We start from the raw sequence: 15,344 nt of genomic DNA on the forward strand, positions 1-15,344 counted from the left end.
AATTCCCTCTTCCTGCTTTGGAGTCATCGATGAATTTCATCAAGGCCTCGATCCAGCGCTACCAGCTCGGCAGCCTGCTGCTGCTGGTGCTGCTGCTCGCGGTGGTGCTGCCGCTGTCGCTCGACATCTTCCGCCTCAACCTCGTGGGCAAGTACCTCACCTACGCCTTCGTGGCCGTGGGCCTCGTCATGGTGTGGGGCTATGGCGGCGTGCTGAGCCTGGGGCAGGGGGTGTTCTTCGGCATCGGCGGCTATGCGATGGCGATGTTCCTCAAGCTCGAGGCTTCCGATCCGGTGTCGACCAAGATCCAGACCACGCCCGGCATCCCGGACTTCATGGACTGGAACCAGATCACCGAGCTGCCCACGCTGTGGCTGCCGTTCAAGAGCCTGCCGGTGAGCCTCGCGCTGGTGGTGCTCGCGCCGATGGCGCTGGCCTGGCTCATCAGCTTCGCGATGTTCAAGCGGCGCGTGGGCGGGGTGTACTTCGCGATCATCACGCAGGCGGTGGCGCTGATCTGCACCGTGCTCATCATCGGCCAGCAGGGCTACACCGGCGGCGTGAACGGCATGACCGACCTGAAGACCCTGCTGGGCTGGGACACGCGCACCGACAGCGCCAAGTACGTCCTCTACTACGTCTGCGTCGGCCTGCTGGTGGGCAGCATCCTGCTGTGCCGCTGGATCCAGACCAGCAAGCTGGGCACGCTGCTGCTGGCGATGCGCGACAAGGAAGACCGCGTGCGCTTCTCCGGCTACGACGTCTCGAACTTCAAGGTCTTCATCTTCTGCCTGGCGGCGGGGCTCTCGGGCATCGGCGGCGCGATGTTCGCGCTGCAGGTGGGCTTCATGTCGCCGAGCTTCGTGGGCATCGTGCCCTCCATCGAGATGGTGATCTTCTGCGCCGTGGGCGGCCGCATGAGCCTGGTGGGTGCGGTGTACGGCGCGCTGCTGGTGAATGCGGGCAAGACGCTGTTCTCGGAGAGCTTCCCCGACCTGTGGCTGTTCCTGATGGCGGCGCTCTTCATCGGCGTGACCATGGCCTTCCCGATGGGGCTCGCCGGGGTGTGGGAAGAGAAGATCCGCCCCTGGTGGAAGTCGCGCCGCCAGGCGCTGCGCGAAGCCGCTGTGAAGCCGCCCGCCGCTTCCGCTGCCGTGCCCGTGCCGTCCGCCACATCGACCCCGCCCGAACCGACGCTGCCCGAAGGCGTCGGCAGCCAGCGCGCCTGACCGGAGCCAGCATCCATGAGCAACACCGACTTCGCGCTCGCCGTGGAAGACCTCACCGTCTCCTTCGATGGCTTCAAGGCCATCGACGACCTGACGCTGTACATCGACCGCAACGAGCTGCGCGTGATCATCGGCCCCAACGGCGCCGGCAAGACCACGCTGCTCGACCTGATCTGCGGCAAGACCCGCGCCAGCGCCGGCAGCATCAAGTTCAGGAACACCGAGCTCACCAGGATGGCGGAGCACAAGCGCGTGCGCCTGGGCATCGGCCGCAAGTTCCAGACGCCGTCGATCTACGAGAACCTTTCCGTCTTCCAGAACCTGGAGGTGTCGTTTCCCAAAGGGCGCTCGGTGTTCGGCGCGCTCGCCTTCAAGTGCGACGACGAGGTCAAGGCCAGGGTGCAGGCGGTCGCCGAGGAAATCGGCCTTGCCGACAGGCTCGATACCGAGGCCGGCCTGCTGAGCCACGGCCAGAAGCAGTGGCTGGAGATCGGCATGCTGCTGATGCAGGAGCCCGAGCTGCTGATGCTCGACGAGCCCATCGCCGGCATGAGTGCGCGCGAACGCGAGCTCACGGCCGAGCTGCTCAAGCGCATCTGCCAGAACCGCGCCGTGATCGTCATCGAGCACGACATGGCCTTCGTGAAGCAGATCGCACACAAGGTCACGGTGATGCACCAGGGAAAGATCCTCGCCGAGGGGCCGATGGAGAAGGTGCAGGCCGATCCGAAGGTCATCGACGTCTACCTGGGACACTGACATGAGCAACATCAACCTCAAGGTCGAGGACCTTCACGTCGCCTACGGCCAGAGCGAGGCCCTGCACGGCATCTCGTTCGACGGACATGCCAACGAGACCGTCGCCATCATGGGCCGCAACGGCATGGGCAAGACCACGCTGTTCAAGAGCCTCATGGGCGTGCTGCCGCTCAAGAGCGGGCGCATCGAGGTGGCGGGGCAGGACGTCTCGCGCGACGAGAGCTTCCGCCGCGTGGCCAAGGGCATCGCCTACGTGCCCCAGGGCCGCATGATCTTTCCGACGCTGACGGTGGAGGAGAACATCCAGACCGGCCTGGAGAACTCGAAGACGCGGCGCATTCCAGAGGAGATCTACGCGCTGTTCCCGGTGCTGTGGGACATGAAGAACCGCAAGGGCGGCAACCTCTCCGGCGGACAGCAGCAGCAGCTGGCGATTGCGCGTGCGCTGGTCACCGACCCCAAGGTGCTTCTGCTCGACGAGCCCACCGAAGGCATCCAGCCTTCGATCATCAAGGACATCGCCAAGGCACTCAACGAGATCCGCAAGCTGCGCGGCATCACCATCGTCGTGTCCGAGCAGGTGCTGAGCTTCGCGATGGACGTGGCCGACCGGCTCTTCGTGATCGAGGGCGGACGCCTCGTGCACGAGACGGCGCGCGACAAGACCGACGTGGAGCGCATCAAGGCCTATCTCTCTGTCTGATTCTTCCGTTCAACACAACCCAACCAGGAGCCACTGCAAATGACGGACACGCTGATCAAGGTCGACCTGACCAAGCCGCCCACCGAGAACGAGATGATCCACAACCGCTGGCATCCGGACATCCCGATGGCCTGCTGGGTCAACCCGGGCGACGACTTCATCCTGGAGACCTTCGACTGGACCGGCGGCTTCATCAAGAACAACGACAGCGCCGACGACGTGCGCGACATCGACCTGAGCACCGTGCACTACCTCTCGGGCCCAGTGGGCGTGAAAGGCGCCGAGCCCGGCGACCTGCTGGTGGTCGACCTGCTGGACATCGGCGCCAAGCAGGACAGCCTCTGGGGCTTCAACGGCTTCTTCTCCAAGAAGAACGGCGGCGGCTTCCTCACCGACCATTTCCCCGAAGCGCAGAAATCAATCTGGGACTTCAAGGGCATGTTCACCAGCTCGCGCCACGTGCCGGGCGTGAACTTCGCGGGCCTCATCCACCCCGGCCTCATCGGCTGCCTGCCCGACAGGCCCATGCTCGACATGTGGAACGAGCGCGAGAAGGCGCTCATCGCCACCGACCCGGACCGCGTGCCCGGCCTGGCCAACCCGCCTTTCGCCGGCACCGCCCACATGGGCAAGATGACCGGCGAGGCGAGGGCGAAGGCCGCCGCGGAAGGCGCGCGCACCGTGCCGCCGCGCGAGCACGGCGGCAACTGCGACATCAAGGACCTGTCGCGCGGCTCCAAGGTGTTCTTCCCGGTGTACGTCGATGGCGCGGGCCTGAGCGTGGGCGACCTGCACTTCAGCCAGGGCGATGGCGAGATCACCTTCTGCGGCGCCATCGAGATGGCCGGCTGGGTGCACATGAAGGTCAGCCTCATCAAGGGTGGCATGGCCAAGTACGGCATCAAGAACCCGATCTTCAAGCCCAGCCCCATCACGCCGCAATACAACGACTACCTGATCTTCGAAGGCATCTCGGTCGACGAGAGCGGCAAGCAGCACTACCTCGACGTGAACGTGGCCTACCGCCAGGCCTGCCTGAACGCGATCGAGTACCTGAAGAAGTTCGGCTACTCGGGCGCTCAGGCCTACTCGATCCTCGGCACGGCACCGGTGCAGGGGCACATCAGCGGCGTGGTGGACGTGCCCAATTCGTGCGCCACGCTGTGGCTGCCCACGGGCATCTTCGACTTCGACATCAACCCGAGCGCCGCCGGCCCGGTGAAGATGATCGACGGCAGCGTGAGCATGCCGCTGTCGCCCGACCTGCGTTGAAGAAAGAGAAAGGCGCGCGTCCATGCCCACCTACGACTACGCCTGCGGGCATTGCGGCGGCTTCGAGGCGCTGCGGCCTTCGGGCCTGCGCGACGAGCCGGCCGCGTGCCCCGACTGCGGCAGCGCTTCGCCGCGCGTGCTGTCGGCCGCGCCGCGTCTCGCGCTGATGGCCTCGGGCACGCGCCGCGCCATCGAGACCAACGAGCGCGCGCGGCACGAGCCCGTGAGCTCTCGCGACTATGCGCGGTTTCGCCATCCGGCGGGTTGCGGGTGCTGCGGATCGGGCAAGCGAGGAGCGACGGTGACCGCGCCCAACGGCGCGAAGGCGGCGCCGTCGAGGCGCCCCTGGATGATCAGCCACTGAAGAACAGTGCCGCGAGCCAGGCAGCAGGAAGGAAAAAGGGGGAAGGGGAGGGATGAACCCCCTATTGACCAGTTTCTTTTCAAGAGGCTGCATTGTTTCAATCCTGTGAACGCCGCGGTTCATTTTGCGAGCGTTTTTTGATGCCGATCAGGATCAAACTTCTCCTCACCAACCAACCGTTTGCCCTGAAGGAGATTGAAATGAATGCCTCGAAGATCCTCGCCGCTGCCGCCCTCTCGCTCCTGGCTGCTGCCGGCGCCCAAGCAGAAACCTATGACGGCGTGCACGTCGTGAACTCCTCGGTGAGCCGCGCCGAAGTCGCTCCGCAAGCCGTTGCCGCCGCTCGCGTCGGCAACGAATACAGCGAAGCCTCCTCCGCTGGCGCCCAGGCCTTCACGTCGACCGCCAACCGCGCCACTGTCCAGGCCGAAGCCGTCGCCAAGGCGCACGACCCGCTCGCCAGCCTCGACCGCCGCGCGTTCTACCGCGACGAAGTGCCGGCTGCGTACAAGAAGCCCAGCGTGTCGTTCACGCGCCAAGCTGGCCTGTAATCAGGCGACACCGGCAGCCGCTGCGGCGGTTGCCTGAAAAGGACGAAGCGGGCCGAAAGGCCCGCTTTTTTCATGGGCGGCCGATTCGCCTTGTTGCCCAAGCGCTTTGAAAATATACGCATTGAGTATATATTCGCGGCCATGAACATGCCGCAACAGGTGCTCCTCCGCGACGCGATGCGTCAACTCAACATGACGCGCGACGCCTTCGCGGAGCGCATCGGCAGCCGAAGAAGGGCGCTCGACGCCTGGCTGCTGCCCGACGAATCCAATGAATTCAGGGCCATGCCCGAGGTTGCGCGGCGCTTCGTGAGCGAGATCCTCGCTTCCGACGGTCGGCGCGGTGAATATACGCAAAGCGCACATGATGGGGCGCTGCGCAGGTCCATGGCGGTCGAGGGCTCGCACCACCTGCTGTCGGTCAGCCAGTTCAACCGCGACGCCATCGACGAGCTGTTCCAACTGGCCGACGTGATGCAGCCCATCGCGCGCCGCCGCAAGGTGAGCCGCGTGCTCGAAGGGGCGGTGCTGGCCAATCTGTTCTTCGAGGCCAGCACCCGCACGCGCGTGAGCTTCGGTGCCGCGTTCTGCCGGCTGGGGGGCTCGGTGTGCGACACCACGGGCTTCACCTTCTCCTCGATGGCCAAGGGCGAGTCGATCTACGACACCAGCCGCGTGATCAGCGGCTACGTCGACGCCATCGTGGTGCGGCACCCTGAGCAGGGCTCGGTGACGGAGTTCGCGCGCGCCACCAACGTGCCCGTCATCAACGGCGGCGACGGCCCGGGCGAACATCCGAGCCAGGCGCTGCTCGATCTCTACACCATCCAGCGCGAGTTCTCGCGTCTGGGCAAGCTGGTCGACGGCGCGCACATCGCGATGGTCGGCGACCTGAAATACGGGCGCACCGTGCACTCGCTCATCAAGCTGCTGGCGCTGTACAAGGGCCTGAAGTTCACGCTGATCTCGCCGCCTTCGCTGGCCATGCCGCAGGAGATCGTCGATGCGGTGAGCCGCAACGGCCACGTGGTCGAGACGGCCGCCACGCCGGCCCAGGGGCTGGCCGGCGCCGACATCATCTACGCCACGCGCATCCAGAAGGAGCGCTTCGCGCACGACGAAGTGCTGGAAGGCTTCGACAACGCCTTCGAGATCAACCGCGCGCTCATCGAATCGGCGTGCAAGCCCGAGGTGGTCGTGATGCACCCGCTGCCGCGCGACAGCCGCCCCGGCTCGCACGACCTCAGCGTCGACCTGAACAACGATCCGCGCCTGGCCATCTTCCGCCAGACGGACAACGGCATCCCGGTGCGCATGGCCATCTTCGCCACGCTGCTGGGCGTGGACAAGCTGGTGAGCCGCTCGATGCGCGACGCCGCCTGGACACCGCCTTCGCACATCGGGCCGGACGACAGCATCTTCCACGGGCTCGACTGAGGCCCGCGGCTGTCGGGCGCGTCAGGCGTGTCAGGTGTGGGAGAGGATGTTGACCAGCTTGCCGAACGGATCGCGCACGTAGAAGCGCCGCACGCCCCAGGGCTCGTCGACCGGGCCGTATTCGATGTCGAAGCCCGAGGCCTTCATGCGTTCGAAGGCTTCGTCCACATCATCGACCTCGACGGACAGATCGGGCACCGCGGTGCCTGAGCCGCCTTCGGATGCGAAGCTCAGCTGCACCGTCATGCCGGCCTGCGAGCCGTAGGTCTGGATCCAGCCGTGGTCCATGAGCAGGTCGAGGCCGAGGATGTCCTTGTAGAACATGGCGGCGCGCGCGGGATCGGGGGTGGCGAAGTTGGCGACCAGGCGTTTGACTTTCATGAGACCGTTGTCTTCCTGATGGTGAAGGTTTCCGAGAGCGAAGCGGCCGAATATAGAGCTTGGCTGCGCCGCACATGCTCACGCGTGCCTAAGCGAACCCTCACCCCAACCTAAGCAGCCCCTCAGCGGCCGATAAGTACCGCGTCCTAGAGTGAATCCGTCGTCATCACTCAACTCAAGGAGACAGCCATGAGAGTTCGAACCATTGCCCTGTGCATCGCCGCCGCGCCCGCGCTGGTGCTGGCATCCCTCGCGCATGCGGGCGGGCGTGCCGATCCGGACTACCCGCAGCTCTCGCATTCCACGCAGTCGCGCGATGCGGTGGCCGACGAGGCCGCGCGCGCGAACAACGGCGTCCATGCGACCGAGGTTGCCGAGTCGCAGCCGGCACCGAGCGTGTCCGGCGCCGATCGCGCCCAGGTGCAGGCCGAGGCGATTCGCGCGAACAACGGGATCCACCCGACCGAGGTGATGGAGTCGCAGGTGGCGCCGCCCGTGGCATCGGCGAACCCGTCGGGTTCGCCGGTCGAGCACGCGATGGGCGAGTAGGACGCGGCGGGGCCGGGCCTCAGTCCCGCGTGAGCACGAAGCGCTTGCGGATGCCGCTCGCGGCCGAAGGCGCCACCCACAGGTCGAATTCGCCAGGCTCCACGATGGGCTTCATGTCGCGGCCGATGAACGACAGGTCGTCGGCCGTGAGCGTGAACTCGACGACTTCCGACGCACCCGGCGCGATGCTCAGCTTGCGGAACCCCTTGAGCTCGCGCACCGGCCGCGTGACGCTCGCGGCGCGTTCGCCGATGTAGAGCTGCACCACTTCCTCGGCCTCCCGGGTGCCGGTGTTGGTGACGGTGGCGCGCACGCGCAGCGTGCCCGACAGCGGCATGCGCTCGCTGCTCAGTTCCACGTTGTCGTAGCGCACGGGTGCATAGCCGAGGCCGAAGCCGAAGGGGTAGAGCGCCTCGTTCGTCGCATCGACATAGCGGGTCTTGAAGGCCATGTCGGGTACGTTCTCGGGCGAGGGGCGGCCGGTGCGCTTGTGGCCGTAGTAGTAGGGCACCTGGCCGGCCGTCTGCGGAAAGCTCACGGGCAGCCGGCCCGAGGGATTGAAGTCGCCGAACACCACGTCGGCGATCGCGTTGCCGGTCTGCACGCCGAGGAACCAGGTCACTAGGATGGCGCGCGCATTGCGCACCGCGCCCTTGAGCGCCATCGCGCGGCCGTTGCTCAGCAGCACGACCACCGGCTTGCCGGTGGCGGCCACTGCCTCGGCCAGGTCCTGCTGCGCCTGCGGCAGGCCGATGTCGCTGCGCGAGCGCGCCTCGCCCGACATCTTCTGGCTTTCGCCGATGGCCAGCAGCACCACGTCGGCATCGCGCGCGGCGGCCACCGCCGCTTCGATGCCGCCGGGCAGCGCCGATTCGATGCCAGAGCCGCGCACCACGTTCACCGACGAATTGGGCCCCAGCGCCGTGCGCAGGCCCTGGTCGATGCCCACCGGCGCCGACTGCCCGGGGAACAGGCTCCAGGCGCCCATCAGGTCGATGGTGCCCTCGGCGAAGGGGCCGATCAGCGCGATCTTCGTGCCGGCCTTTGGCAGCGGCAGCAGCATGCGCTCGTTCTTCAGCATCACGATGGAGCGGCGTGCGCTCTCGCGGGCCAGCGAGATGAATTCGGGGTTCTCGGGGCGCTGTGCGGCGGGCAGGCCGTCGAGGCCGCGCATGGGGTCGTCGAACAGGCCCAGCTTCTGCTTGACGCGCAGCACGCGGCGCACGGCCTGGTCGAGCCGCGACATCGGCACTTCGCCCGAGGCGACGAGATCGGGCAGGTAGCGCATGTACAGGCCGCTCTGCATGCTCACGTCGGTGCCCGCCATGAAGGCCTGCTTGGCTGCCTCGCGCGGGTTGGCCGCGTAGCCGTGCTCCACGAGTTCCTCGTCGGCGGTGTAGTCGGAGACCACGAAGCCGCGGAACTTCCATTCGTCGCGCAGCACGCCTGTGAGCAGCGCGGGGTTGGCGGTGGAGGGCACGCCGCCGATCTCGTTGAAGGCGCTCATCACCGACAGCGCGCCCGCGTCCAGTGCCGCGCGGAACGGAGGCAGGTACACCTCGCGCAGCGTGTGCTCGGAGATGTCGCTCGCGTTGTAGTCCAGCCCGCCCTCGGCCGCGCCGTAGGCCGCGAAGTGCTTGGGCGTGGCCAGCATCGAGTCGGGCCGGGAAAGATCCGGGCCCTGGAAGCCGCGAACCCGCGCGGCCGCGAACTGCTTCGCGAGGAAGACGTCCTCGCCCACGCCTTCGAGGCCGCGGCCCCAGCGCGCGTCGCGTGCGATGTCCACCATCGGCGCGAAGGTCCAGCGGAAGCCGTCGGCCGTGGCTTCCACTGCCGCGGCGCGTGCGGTGCGCTCCGCCAGCGCGGGCTCCCAGCTCGAGGCTTCGGCCAGCGGCATAGGGAACATCGTGCGAAAGCCATGGATCACGTCGGCGCCGAAGATCAGCGGAATGCCCAGGCGCGATTCCCTGGTCGCGATCTGCTGCAGCCTGCGCTTGCCTTCGAGGCCCGCGTTGTTGAAAAGGCCCGTGAGACGGCCGGCGCGAACGTCGGCCGTCTCCTGCTGGGCGTTGCGCCAGCCGGCCTGCGGATTGTTGGGCGTGTCGATGTCGGCGGGCCCGTACAGGCTGAGCTGGCCGGCTTTCTCCTGCACCGTCATGCGGGAGATCAGGGCTTCGATGCGGGCGTCGGCGTCCTGCTGTTGCCGGGACGCAGCCGTCGTCGCATCGGGGGCGGCCGATGCGGAGGGCAGGAGGAGCGCGAAGGAGAGGAGGGCGCAGGCGGGGGCGAGAGAGCGCGCCGGAAGGCGCGGGAGTCGGACGTGCATGGGCTCCTATTCTGCAGATATCGGGAGTCGTCCCAGGACGGTGGGTTTTGGCGCTGGCTGTTGCCTGATGTGACGCTGGCGGCCATCAGGCATTGATCGGGCGCCAGAGCCGGTTCGCGGCCTGCTGTGACGCGAGCCGTGCGATTTGTGCCGATGGGAGGTTGGAAAGCGGCAGTGCGAGCGCGGATGCCAAGGCCTGCAGAGCCTGGCGGCGGGTGGGTGCTTGTGTCTTTGTCATCAGGGGTCGATTCACTTGAGTGCTACCGCACTGGCAGGGGCGCCGGGCACAGCCACTCGGAACTTGAGGCCTTCGAGCAGCTTGTCCCATAGGGCGATGGCTTCCTCGTCTTCGAGCGAAGAAGCCGCGGCAGCGCCCACGCGGTCTGATGCCACCTTGGTGAACATCGCCGCTTGCAGCAAGGCCGGACGTGCGACGTTGCCGGTTTCACCGATGAACATCCACTCGAAGTCGTGCGATCCATCGGCTTCGCGAACCAGCGACTCTTCGCCGTCCCAGCCGTGGACTTTCTTCTTTCCCTCGCGCAGCGTCGTCAGCCTGGGATAGCTGCTGCCGGCGTCCCGCTTGCGGTCGTTGATGAGCTTGAGCAGGCCGTAGCCATTGCTGCCCTTGGTGCTCTGGCTCTGGTTGCTCTGGACGCTGAACACCACGTCGGGCAGCGCCGCCATGTGCAGGCCGGCCTGGGACAGAGCCGGGCCTCGATTGCCGTCGACACGGGTGAAGCCGTATTCATGGCAAAGGCCTTCGTCCGTGGGGACCTCGTCGGGCTCGCGTGCGCGCAGGTTGCCGGCGGTCTCGACGGTATATTGAAGTATGGAGTCCGCAGTTATGTTGTTGCTCTTGGCCGTGGCGTTGCCTCCAACAAAGATGTGTGGGCCCACGACGTAGTAAACGTCAAAGCTCTCCAGTCCGTATTTCTTCGCCGATACGCTCTTGAACGAGCGCATGAGCCAAACATCCGGCGCCGGCCCTTTGCCGAAGTAGGTAATCTCGGCAGTCTTGTCTGCTGACAGTATCTTTGCGCGGTCGGCGGCCATCACTTTCTCGATGTCATTGGCCCGGTTGGGCAGCGTCGGAAAGTCGCGGCCAAACGCCAGCCTCGAATCGACCGGTGCTGTCAGCACATAGCGCCCGAAGCAAAGTAGCTTGGTGTACTCGAACAGTTTCTCGATGCGTCGGTTCATGCAGGCAATCCTCGTCTTCAGTGGTTGGTAGGTGAGTTCAGTTCTTCTCCGACCACCACTGGATGTCGAAGTCGGCGGCGATGCGCACGATGCCGTAGAGCGTGGCTGCGCTGGCATTGGCGTCGCTGTAGCTGCCCTGGTGGTCGTATCCGGCCTGCACGAACTTGGCTTTCGCGCGCACCTTGGCGGCGCTGCGTTCCACGGGTACTGTGCCGTCGCTGGGCGTCATCGGCGGTTGGAGCTTGAGCTTGAGAACTTCGCCTCGATCGCCTTTCACGCGCAGCAAACCCTCGCCGTTGTCTCCCTCGTGTCCGGGCAACAGGGTCCAGGTCAACGGGTCGCCGGCGATGACAGGGTCGCCATTGACCACGCGCCACACCAAGTCGTTCCAAGCCGGCTGGCCAGGGTCGCTGCCGTAGTGCGCATAAGTGCGTGGATGGAACGTGTCCCGGATAGAGTCCGCAAATCTCATGGCATCTTCAATCCGGGTCGTCGTGGCTTCCAGACCTATTTGTTCCGTCGGCTTTCCTCCTTCTTCCTTGGGTTTTCCGGCCTGCCCCGCCGGATCAATCCAATCCGGATTGATCAACCTCCACCACTTGTCCCGATCGAGCGTGTAGATCTCGCTCACTGCGTCACTACTGGGCCATTTCGCCAGGAACTTGCCGTTGTCGTCCTGCACCTGCAGCCACTGCGTGCCGTAGGCGGCTGCCGGCAGCAGTTCCAGGCCGCCTTGCGCATTGGCCAGCACGGCCGTCACTTCCTCGCCGTTGTCGCCCAGGACGCCCTGCGTGATGCCACCTATCAACCGGGACTTCAGATGCCACCAGGGCTTGTTGCTGCCCTCGAAGCCCGCGCGCATGCGCTTGTATGCGGCGGCCGCGCCGGTGGTGGGCATCACCCCGTGCACCACGCCCAGAATGCGATGCCTGATGTCGCCGTAGTCCGCATGCATCATCGCCCGCGCCAGGATGCCGCCCATGCTGTGCGTGACGATGATGACGCCGGGGCAGTCGAAGCCGTTGTGGTTGTAGGTGTCGATCAGCAGCTCGATCTTCTTCGCGAGCTGCTTTCCTTCCTCGCCGTTGCTCCTGAGCCAGTTGTAGCCGAAGGCGTGCACCGGATACCAGCAGTTGCCGATCCTGCGGATGTCGTCCTCGCTCAGCGGCTGCGCGTCGTGAACGCCGAAGCTCGATGGTGACCGTCCGATGAGCGCTTCGGGATTGCTCTTGTCAACCCATGCCGGCGACACGACGAGCTTGTTCTCCTCGCGGCGCAGCATGTCGTTGAGCAGGCGTTCCATCGACTGCAGGATGCTGCCGTAGGCGTCGAACATCACTTCGCTCCAGCCGCGTGCACGGGCCTTCTGGGCAGCGGTGAAGCATTGCCGATTGCTCGCCAGCGGGTGCGTCGGATCGGCCTTGGGATCGGTGATGAGCAGCTTGCTGATGTCGCCAAGGTCATCGGGCACGTTGTCGTGGCGCTTGTCGGAGCTGATGGTCGTATCGCCCGTGGCATCGAAGCGGCGGCGTTTCTTGCCCTCGATCTTCTCGTCGGTGACGTTGTAGCGGTCGACCTCCACCTCGTCGGGGTCCAGCCGCATCTGGCGGGCCGCCGCGCTTGCGTTGCGCCGCGAGAACGCATCGCCTTTCTTGTCGGGCCACCAGGCGAGGTTGTCGCTTCGTTTGAGCAGCTCCTGCCGCTCGCGGGACAGGCGGAGGTTGCTGCCCATGATGCCGGGCAGGAACACGATCGGGATCAGCTTGCCCGGGGGCACGCGCACGCGGACCTTTCTCCTGTCGTCGAGCGGCGTCGTCACGGCGGTGACCTCCGCGAAGCCGTCCAGGCCCAGGCTGAAGTCCAGCCAGATGTCCTCTTCTTCTCCCTGCACTGCCATCAGGAGACACTCCCGAGCCATGCAACCTTGTACGACTCGGGGCCGTCAGAGCGCTGCTGCCGCGTGGTGCCGTCGTTGCTGGTGACGTCGCCAACGGGTGCTTCCTGCGCAAGTGTCCTGCCCGAAGGGGCGGGCGTTGCCGCGCCTTCGCTGTCACGCATCAGCTCGAACAGCTGCCTTGCCGCAGGCGTGTCCTCCTCGTCGATGTGATGAAACAGCACCTCCTGGTCGAACCGCGTCTGCACATCCCGGTTCATCTTGTCAGGCGTGCGGCTGTCGGGCCCGATGAAGCTGTGCTTCGCCGCGTGCGCCCGCCATGCTCCGCGCGTGCCATGCACGATCCCCGAGGCGTTCCAGCAGGTGTAGCTCGCCCCGCCGTTGATGACGACTTCTTCCGCTGCAGCGATCGTGATCCGGTTGGCCTCCTGGCGGATGTTCATCTTCGCGAGCACGCTGATGCTGTTCTTCAGCGCCGCGATGTCGATGTCGGCGTTGCCCGCCACCAGCTTCATGCCGGCCTTGTAGGCGAACATGCGCACGGCGTTCTTTGCCGAGACCAGAAAGCTCTTCGCAGTGGCCACGCTGGTGTGCCCGCCGCTGGTCAGTGCGTTGTGTCCTGCGCTCGCGAAGTGGCTGGAGCCCTGCGCCGTGGCCTGGATGCCGCAGGGGCTCGCGAGCGTGAGGTGCGGCCGGCTGAACTCGAGGAATTCGCCCTGCGCGGCGTGGTTGCCCTTGCCCTGGATCGCGTCGTTCTGCAGCTTGAGTTCGGCGGCGACCTCGTTCTGGTCACCGCTTTCGTGCGCCTTGGCATCCAGCGCGAGCTGCGACATGCCTTCGTGCACCTCGCGTGCCTGCGTGAGCCGCGCAACGGTCTCGCCCATGTCGGTGATGTGCGCCCGTGCGTTCGGCCGCGGTTCAGTGCTCACCAGCAGGCCGCTGGCGGCGCGCAGTGCCCCGTGCCCATCGGTGCGCAGCTCGAAGCCCTGGCCGCGGTCGTCCTTGCGGCCCGTGGTGTCCTCGATGCGGCCTATGTGTCCGAGGCTGAGGCTGCTGCACTGGTGGTCGCTCTTGAGCTGGGCCTGCACCTTGCCCGGGCTGTCGTCGAGTGCCAGGTGGTTTCCGCGCAGGCTGGCTCCGAATTCGCGGCTTCGGATGCCTGTCAGGTGCGTCTGGGCGGGCAGCTTCCACGCCGGCATCTCGTCGGCGTTGTGGAAGCGCCCGACGACGATGGGATGGTCGGGGTTGCCGTTGAGGAAATCGACGACCACTTCCTGGCCGATGCGGGGCAGGGCGGCAGTGCCGAACCGGGCCCCGGCCCACCCGTGAGACACGCGCAGCCAGCAGGAGGAGTTCTCGTCTCTGCCGCCCAGGCGGTCCCACTGGAATTGCACCTTGACGCGGCCGTACTGGTCGGTCCAGATCTCGTCGCTGGCGGGGCCGACCACCACAGCAGTCTGCGGGCCGCCGGTGCGGGGCCTGCGCGTCGTGCGCGGAGGTCGCCAGGCGAAGCTGGTGGGCTGCGCATCGAAGGCGAAGCGCTGGATGGAGCTGCCCGACGTGGCGGCCGTGCCTTCGGTGGCGCGCAGGTTCTCCTGCAGGTGATAGGCCACGCCCAGCACGAGGTACTGGCGGTTCTGGTCGTCGCGAGGATGGCCGGCCAGCCGCAGCGTGTGGCCTGGTGCCAGCGAACGCAGGTTGGAACGGCCGCTGACAAGACTGCGTGCGCTCAGCTGCTCTTCATTGCGGATGCGCGCGTAAGTGTCGCCGTCGCCGTTCAGCAGATAGTGGCCGGGCCATTCGAACACCTCATGGTCGTCGTGATCGTGGCCCGGCGGCATCTGGCGCTGGCTCCGCAGGTCAGCCTTGGGCCTCTCGAAGTCGTAGTCGTCGGTGCAGTGGTGGCCGGAGCGCAGGTCTTCGGCCATCTCCCATGCGTAGATGCGTTCGGCCGGTTCTTCGCCGCCGGTCATGCCGGACTGCTCGTGCGGGTGGTAGCGCACTGTCTCGCCGCCGGGCAGCGGGCCGTGCGAAAGGGCGATGTCGTCCGCGAACACCAGCACATGCTGCGAGGTCTCGTGGCGAAACCAGTAATGGATGCCCTCGTGCTCGCACAGACGCGAGACGAAGTCGAAGTCGCTCTCGCCGTACTGCACGCAGTAGTTCCACACCCGGTAGCTGCGCGTGAGCTTCTGCTCGAAGGGATGCCCGTAGCGGCCGAGTACTTCGGCGACGATCTCGGGAACGCTGCGGTCCTGGAAGATCCTGTAGTCGTGGCGCCTGGTCGCGAGCCACAGCCAGGGGCGCAGCCTCATCGCGTAGAAGCTCTGCCGCGCATCCTCCCGAGCGAGGCCGAAGCGGGTGACGATGCCGGCGAGATGGCGCGTACCGCCGTGCTCGGTCTGCAGCGACACCGTTGCCGTCTTGCCCAGGAGCGCCTTGGGCTCGATGGCGTTGCTGCGGCCGAGCAGGTCGACATCGAAGGCGTAGGCTTGGCTCAGCGCCTCACGGCCGACCAGCCGATGGAATTGCAGCGCCTCGCCGACGGGCGTGGCAATGGTGACGCGACGGCCAGCCAGGATGGGCTTGGTCACGGGATCCTCCCTGAATAGTCGATCGCTCGACCGAAATTAGTTTTTTCGGATTATTCGAGCGCGCGATTCGAGGAGGGTGACC

The 15,344-nt window shown here is 66.2% G+C and carries 13 protein-coding genes; 8 read left to right on the forward strand and 5 right to left on the reverse strand.

Annotation, left to right across the window (positions count from 1 at the left end):
- Positions 1 to 29: 29 nt before the first annotated feature.
- The 7 genes from urtC (at position 30) to G369_RS0101250 (ending at position 6,315) form a co-directional block, all read left to right on the forward strand.
- Positions 30 to 1,229, forward strand: a complete 1,200-nt coding sequence (gene urtC, locus G369_RS0101220) for an urea ABC transporter permease subunit UrtC (RefSeq protein ID WP_019652150.1) — start codon at positions 30 to 32, stop codon at positions 1,227 to 1,229.
- Between the two features lie 15 nt (positions 1,230 to 1,244).
- Positions 1,245 to 1,988 carry an urea ABC transporter ATP-binding protein UrtD gene (gene urtD / locus G369_RS0101225; protein ID WP_019652151.1) on the forward strand — a complete coding sequence of 248 codons (744 nt, stop codon included), beginning with the start codon at positions 1,245 to 1,247 and terminating at the stop codon, positions 1,986 to 1,988.
- Position 1,989: 1 nt separating this feature from the next.
- Positions 1,990 to 2,691 (forward strand): urea ABC transporter ATP-binding subunit UrtE, encoded by a 702-nt coding sequence (urtE, locus tag G369_RS0101230; protein ID WP_019652152.1) that lies wholly within the window; start codon positions 1,990 to 1,992, stop codon positions 2,689 to 2,691.
- 39 nt (positions 2,692 to 2,730) lie between these two features.
- Positions 2,731 to 3,963, forward strand: coding sequence for a formamidase (gene fmdA, locus G369_RS0101235; RefSeq protein WP_019652153.1), 1,233 nt, complete (start codon positions 2,731 to 2,733; stop codon positions 3,961 to 3,963).
- A 22-nt stretch (positions 3,964 to 3,985) separates the two neighbouring features.
- Positions 3,986 to 4,327, forward strand: a complete 342-nt coding sequence (locus G369_RS0101240) for a zinc ribbon domain-containing protein (protein ID WP_019652154.1) — start codon at positions 3,986 to 3,988, stop codon at positions 4,325 to 4,327.
- A gap of 200 nt (positions 4,328 to 4,527) precedes the next feature.
- Positions 4,528 to 4,878 carry a hypothetical protein gene (locus G369_RS0101245; RefSeq protein ID WP_020722905.1) on the forward strand — a complete coding sequence of 117 codons (351 nt, stop codon included), beginning with the start codon at positions 4,528 to 4,530 and terminating at the stop codon, positions 4,876 to 4,878.
- 141 nt (positions 4,879 to 5,019) lie between these two features.
- Positions 5,020 to 6,315, forward strand: a complete 1,296-nt coding sequence (locus G369_RS0101250) for an aspartate carbamoyltransferase (RefSeq protein WP_019652156.1) — start codon at positions 5,020 to 5,022, stop codon at positions 6,313 to 6,315.
- Between the two features lie 30 nt (positions 6,316 to 6,345).
- Here G369_RS0101250 and G369_RS0101255 read toward each other — a convergent pair whose 3' ends face one another.
- A complete protein-coding gene (locus G369_RS0101255; protein ID WP_019652157.1) occupies positions 6,346 to 6,696 on the reverse strand; it encodes a VOC family protein in 351 nt (116 codons plus the stop codon).
- Between the two features lie 189 nt (positions 6,697 to 6,885).
- Between G369_RS0101255 and G369_RS0101260 the strand changes: the two genes are divergently transcribed.
- On the forward strand, positions 6,886 to 7,245 hold the full coding sequence (locus G369_RS0101260) for a hypothetical protein (RefSeq protein WP_019652158.1): 360 nt from the start codon (positions 6,886 to 6,888) through the stop codon (positions 7,243 to 7,245).
- Positions 7,246 to 7,264: 19 nt separating this feature from the next.
- On the opposite strand, the gene G369_RS0101265 is transcribed toward G369_RS0101260, so the two are convergent.
- The 4 genes from G369_RS0101265 to G369_RS0101280 form a co-directional block, all read right to left on the reverse strand.
- A complete protein-coding gene (locus G369_RS0101265) occupies positions 7,265 to 9,571 on the reverse strand; it encodes a glycoside hydrolase family 3 N-terminal domain-containing protein (RefSeq protein WP_019652159.1) in 2,307 nt (768 codons plus the stop codon).
- Positions 9,572 to 9,820: 249 nt separating this feature from the next.
- Positions 9,821 to 10,774, reverse strand: a complete 954-nt coding sequence (locus G369_RS0101270) for a T6SS immunity protein Tli4 family protein (protein WP_019652160.1) — start codon at positions 10,772 to 10,774, stop codon at positions 9,821 to 9,823.
- Between the two features lie 37 nt (positions 10,775 to 10,811).
- Positions 10,812 to 12,671 (reverse strand): esterase/lipase family protein, encoded by a 1,860-nt coding sequence (locus G369_RS0101275; protein WP_026346134.1) that lies wholly within the window; start codon positions 12,669 to 12,671, stop codon positions 10,812 to 10,814.
- The gene (locus G369_RS0101280) at positions 12,671 to 15,262 is read right to left on the reverse strand and encodes a type VI secretion system Vgr family protein (RefSeq protein ID WP_019652162.1); all 2,592 of its coding nucleotides are present in this window, start codon (positions 15,260 to 15,262) and stop codon (positions 12,671 to 12,673) included. The genes G369_RS0101275 and G369_RS0101280 overlap by 1 nt, the downstream gene beginning before the upstream one ends.
- Between the last annotated feature and the right edge of the window lie 82 nt (positions 15,263 to 15,344).

The organism is Variovorax atrisoli 110B (assembly GCF_000382045.1).
In the GTDB taxonomy this organism is placed as follows: domain Bacteria; phylum Pseudomonadota; class Gammaproteobacteria; order Burkholderiales; family Burkholderiaceae_C; genus Variovorax; species Variovorax atrisoli.

Bases quoted from the DNA above. Each gene is read 5' to 3' on its own strand.
- urtC (WP_019652150.1), top strand. From the start codon at position 30: ATGAATTTCATCAAGGCCTCGATCCAGCGCTACCAGCTCGGCAGCCTG.
- urtD (WP_019652151.1), top strand. From the start codon at position 1,245: ATGAGCAACACCGACTTCGCGCTCGCCGTGGAAGACCTCACCGTCTCC.
- urtE (WP_019652152.1), top strand. From the start codon at position 1,990: ATGAGCAACATCAACCTCAAGGTCGAGGACCTTCACGTCGCCTACGGC.
- fmdA (WP_019652153.1), top strand. From the start codon at position 2,731: ATGACGGACACGCTGATCAAGGTCGACCTGACCAAGCCGCCCACCGAG.
- G369_RS0101240 (WP_019652154.1), top strand. From the start codon at position 3,986: ATGCCCACCTACGACTACGCCTGCGGGCATTGCGGCGGCTTCGAGGCG.
- G369_RS0101245 (WP_020722905.1), top strand. From the start codon at position 4,528: ATGAATGCCTCGAAGATCCTCGCCGCTGCCGCCCTCTCGCTCCTGGCT.
- G369_RS0101250 (WP_019652156.1), top strand. From the start codon at position 5,020: ATGAACATGCCGCAACAGGTGCTCCTCCGCGACGCGATGCGTCAACTC.
- G369_RS0101255 (WP_019652157.1), bottom strand. From the start codon at position 6,696: ATGAAAGTCAAACGCCTGGTCGCCAACTTCGCCACCCCCGATCCCGCG.
- G369_RS0101260 (WP_019652158.1), top strand. From the start codon at position 6,886: ATGAGAGTTCGAACCATTGCCCTGTGCATCGCCGCCGCGCCCGCGCTG.
- G369_RS0101265 (WP_019652159.1), bottom strand. From the start codon at position 9,571: ATGCACGTCCGACTCCCGCGCCTTCCGGCGCGCTCTCTCGCCCCCGCC.
- G369_RS0101270 (WP_019652160.1), bottom strand. From the start codon at position 10,774: ATGAACCGACGCATCGAGAAACTGTTCGAGTACACCAAGCTACTTTGC.
- G369_RS0101275 (WP_026346134.1), bottom strand. From the start codon at position 12,671: ATGGCAGTGCAGGGAGAAGAAGAGGACATCTGGCTGGACTTCAGCCTG.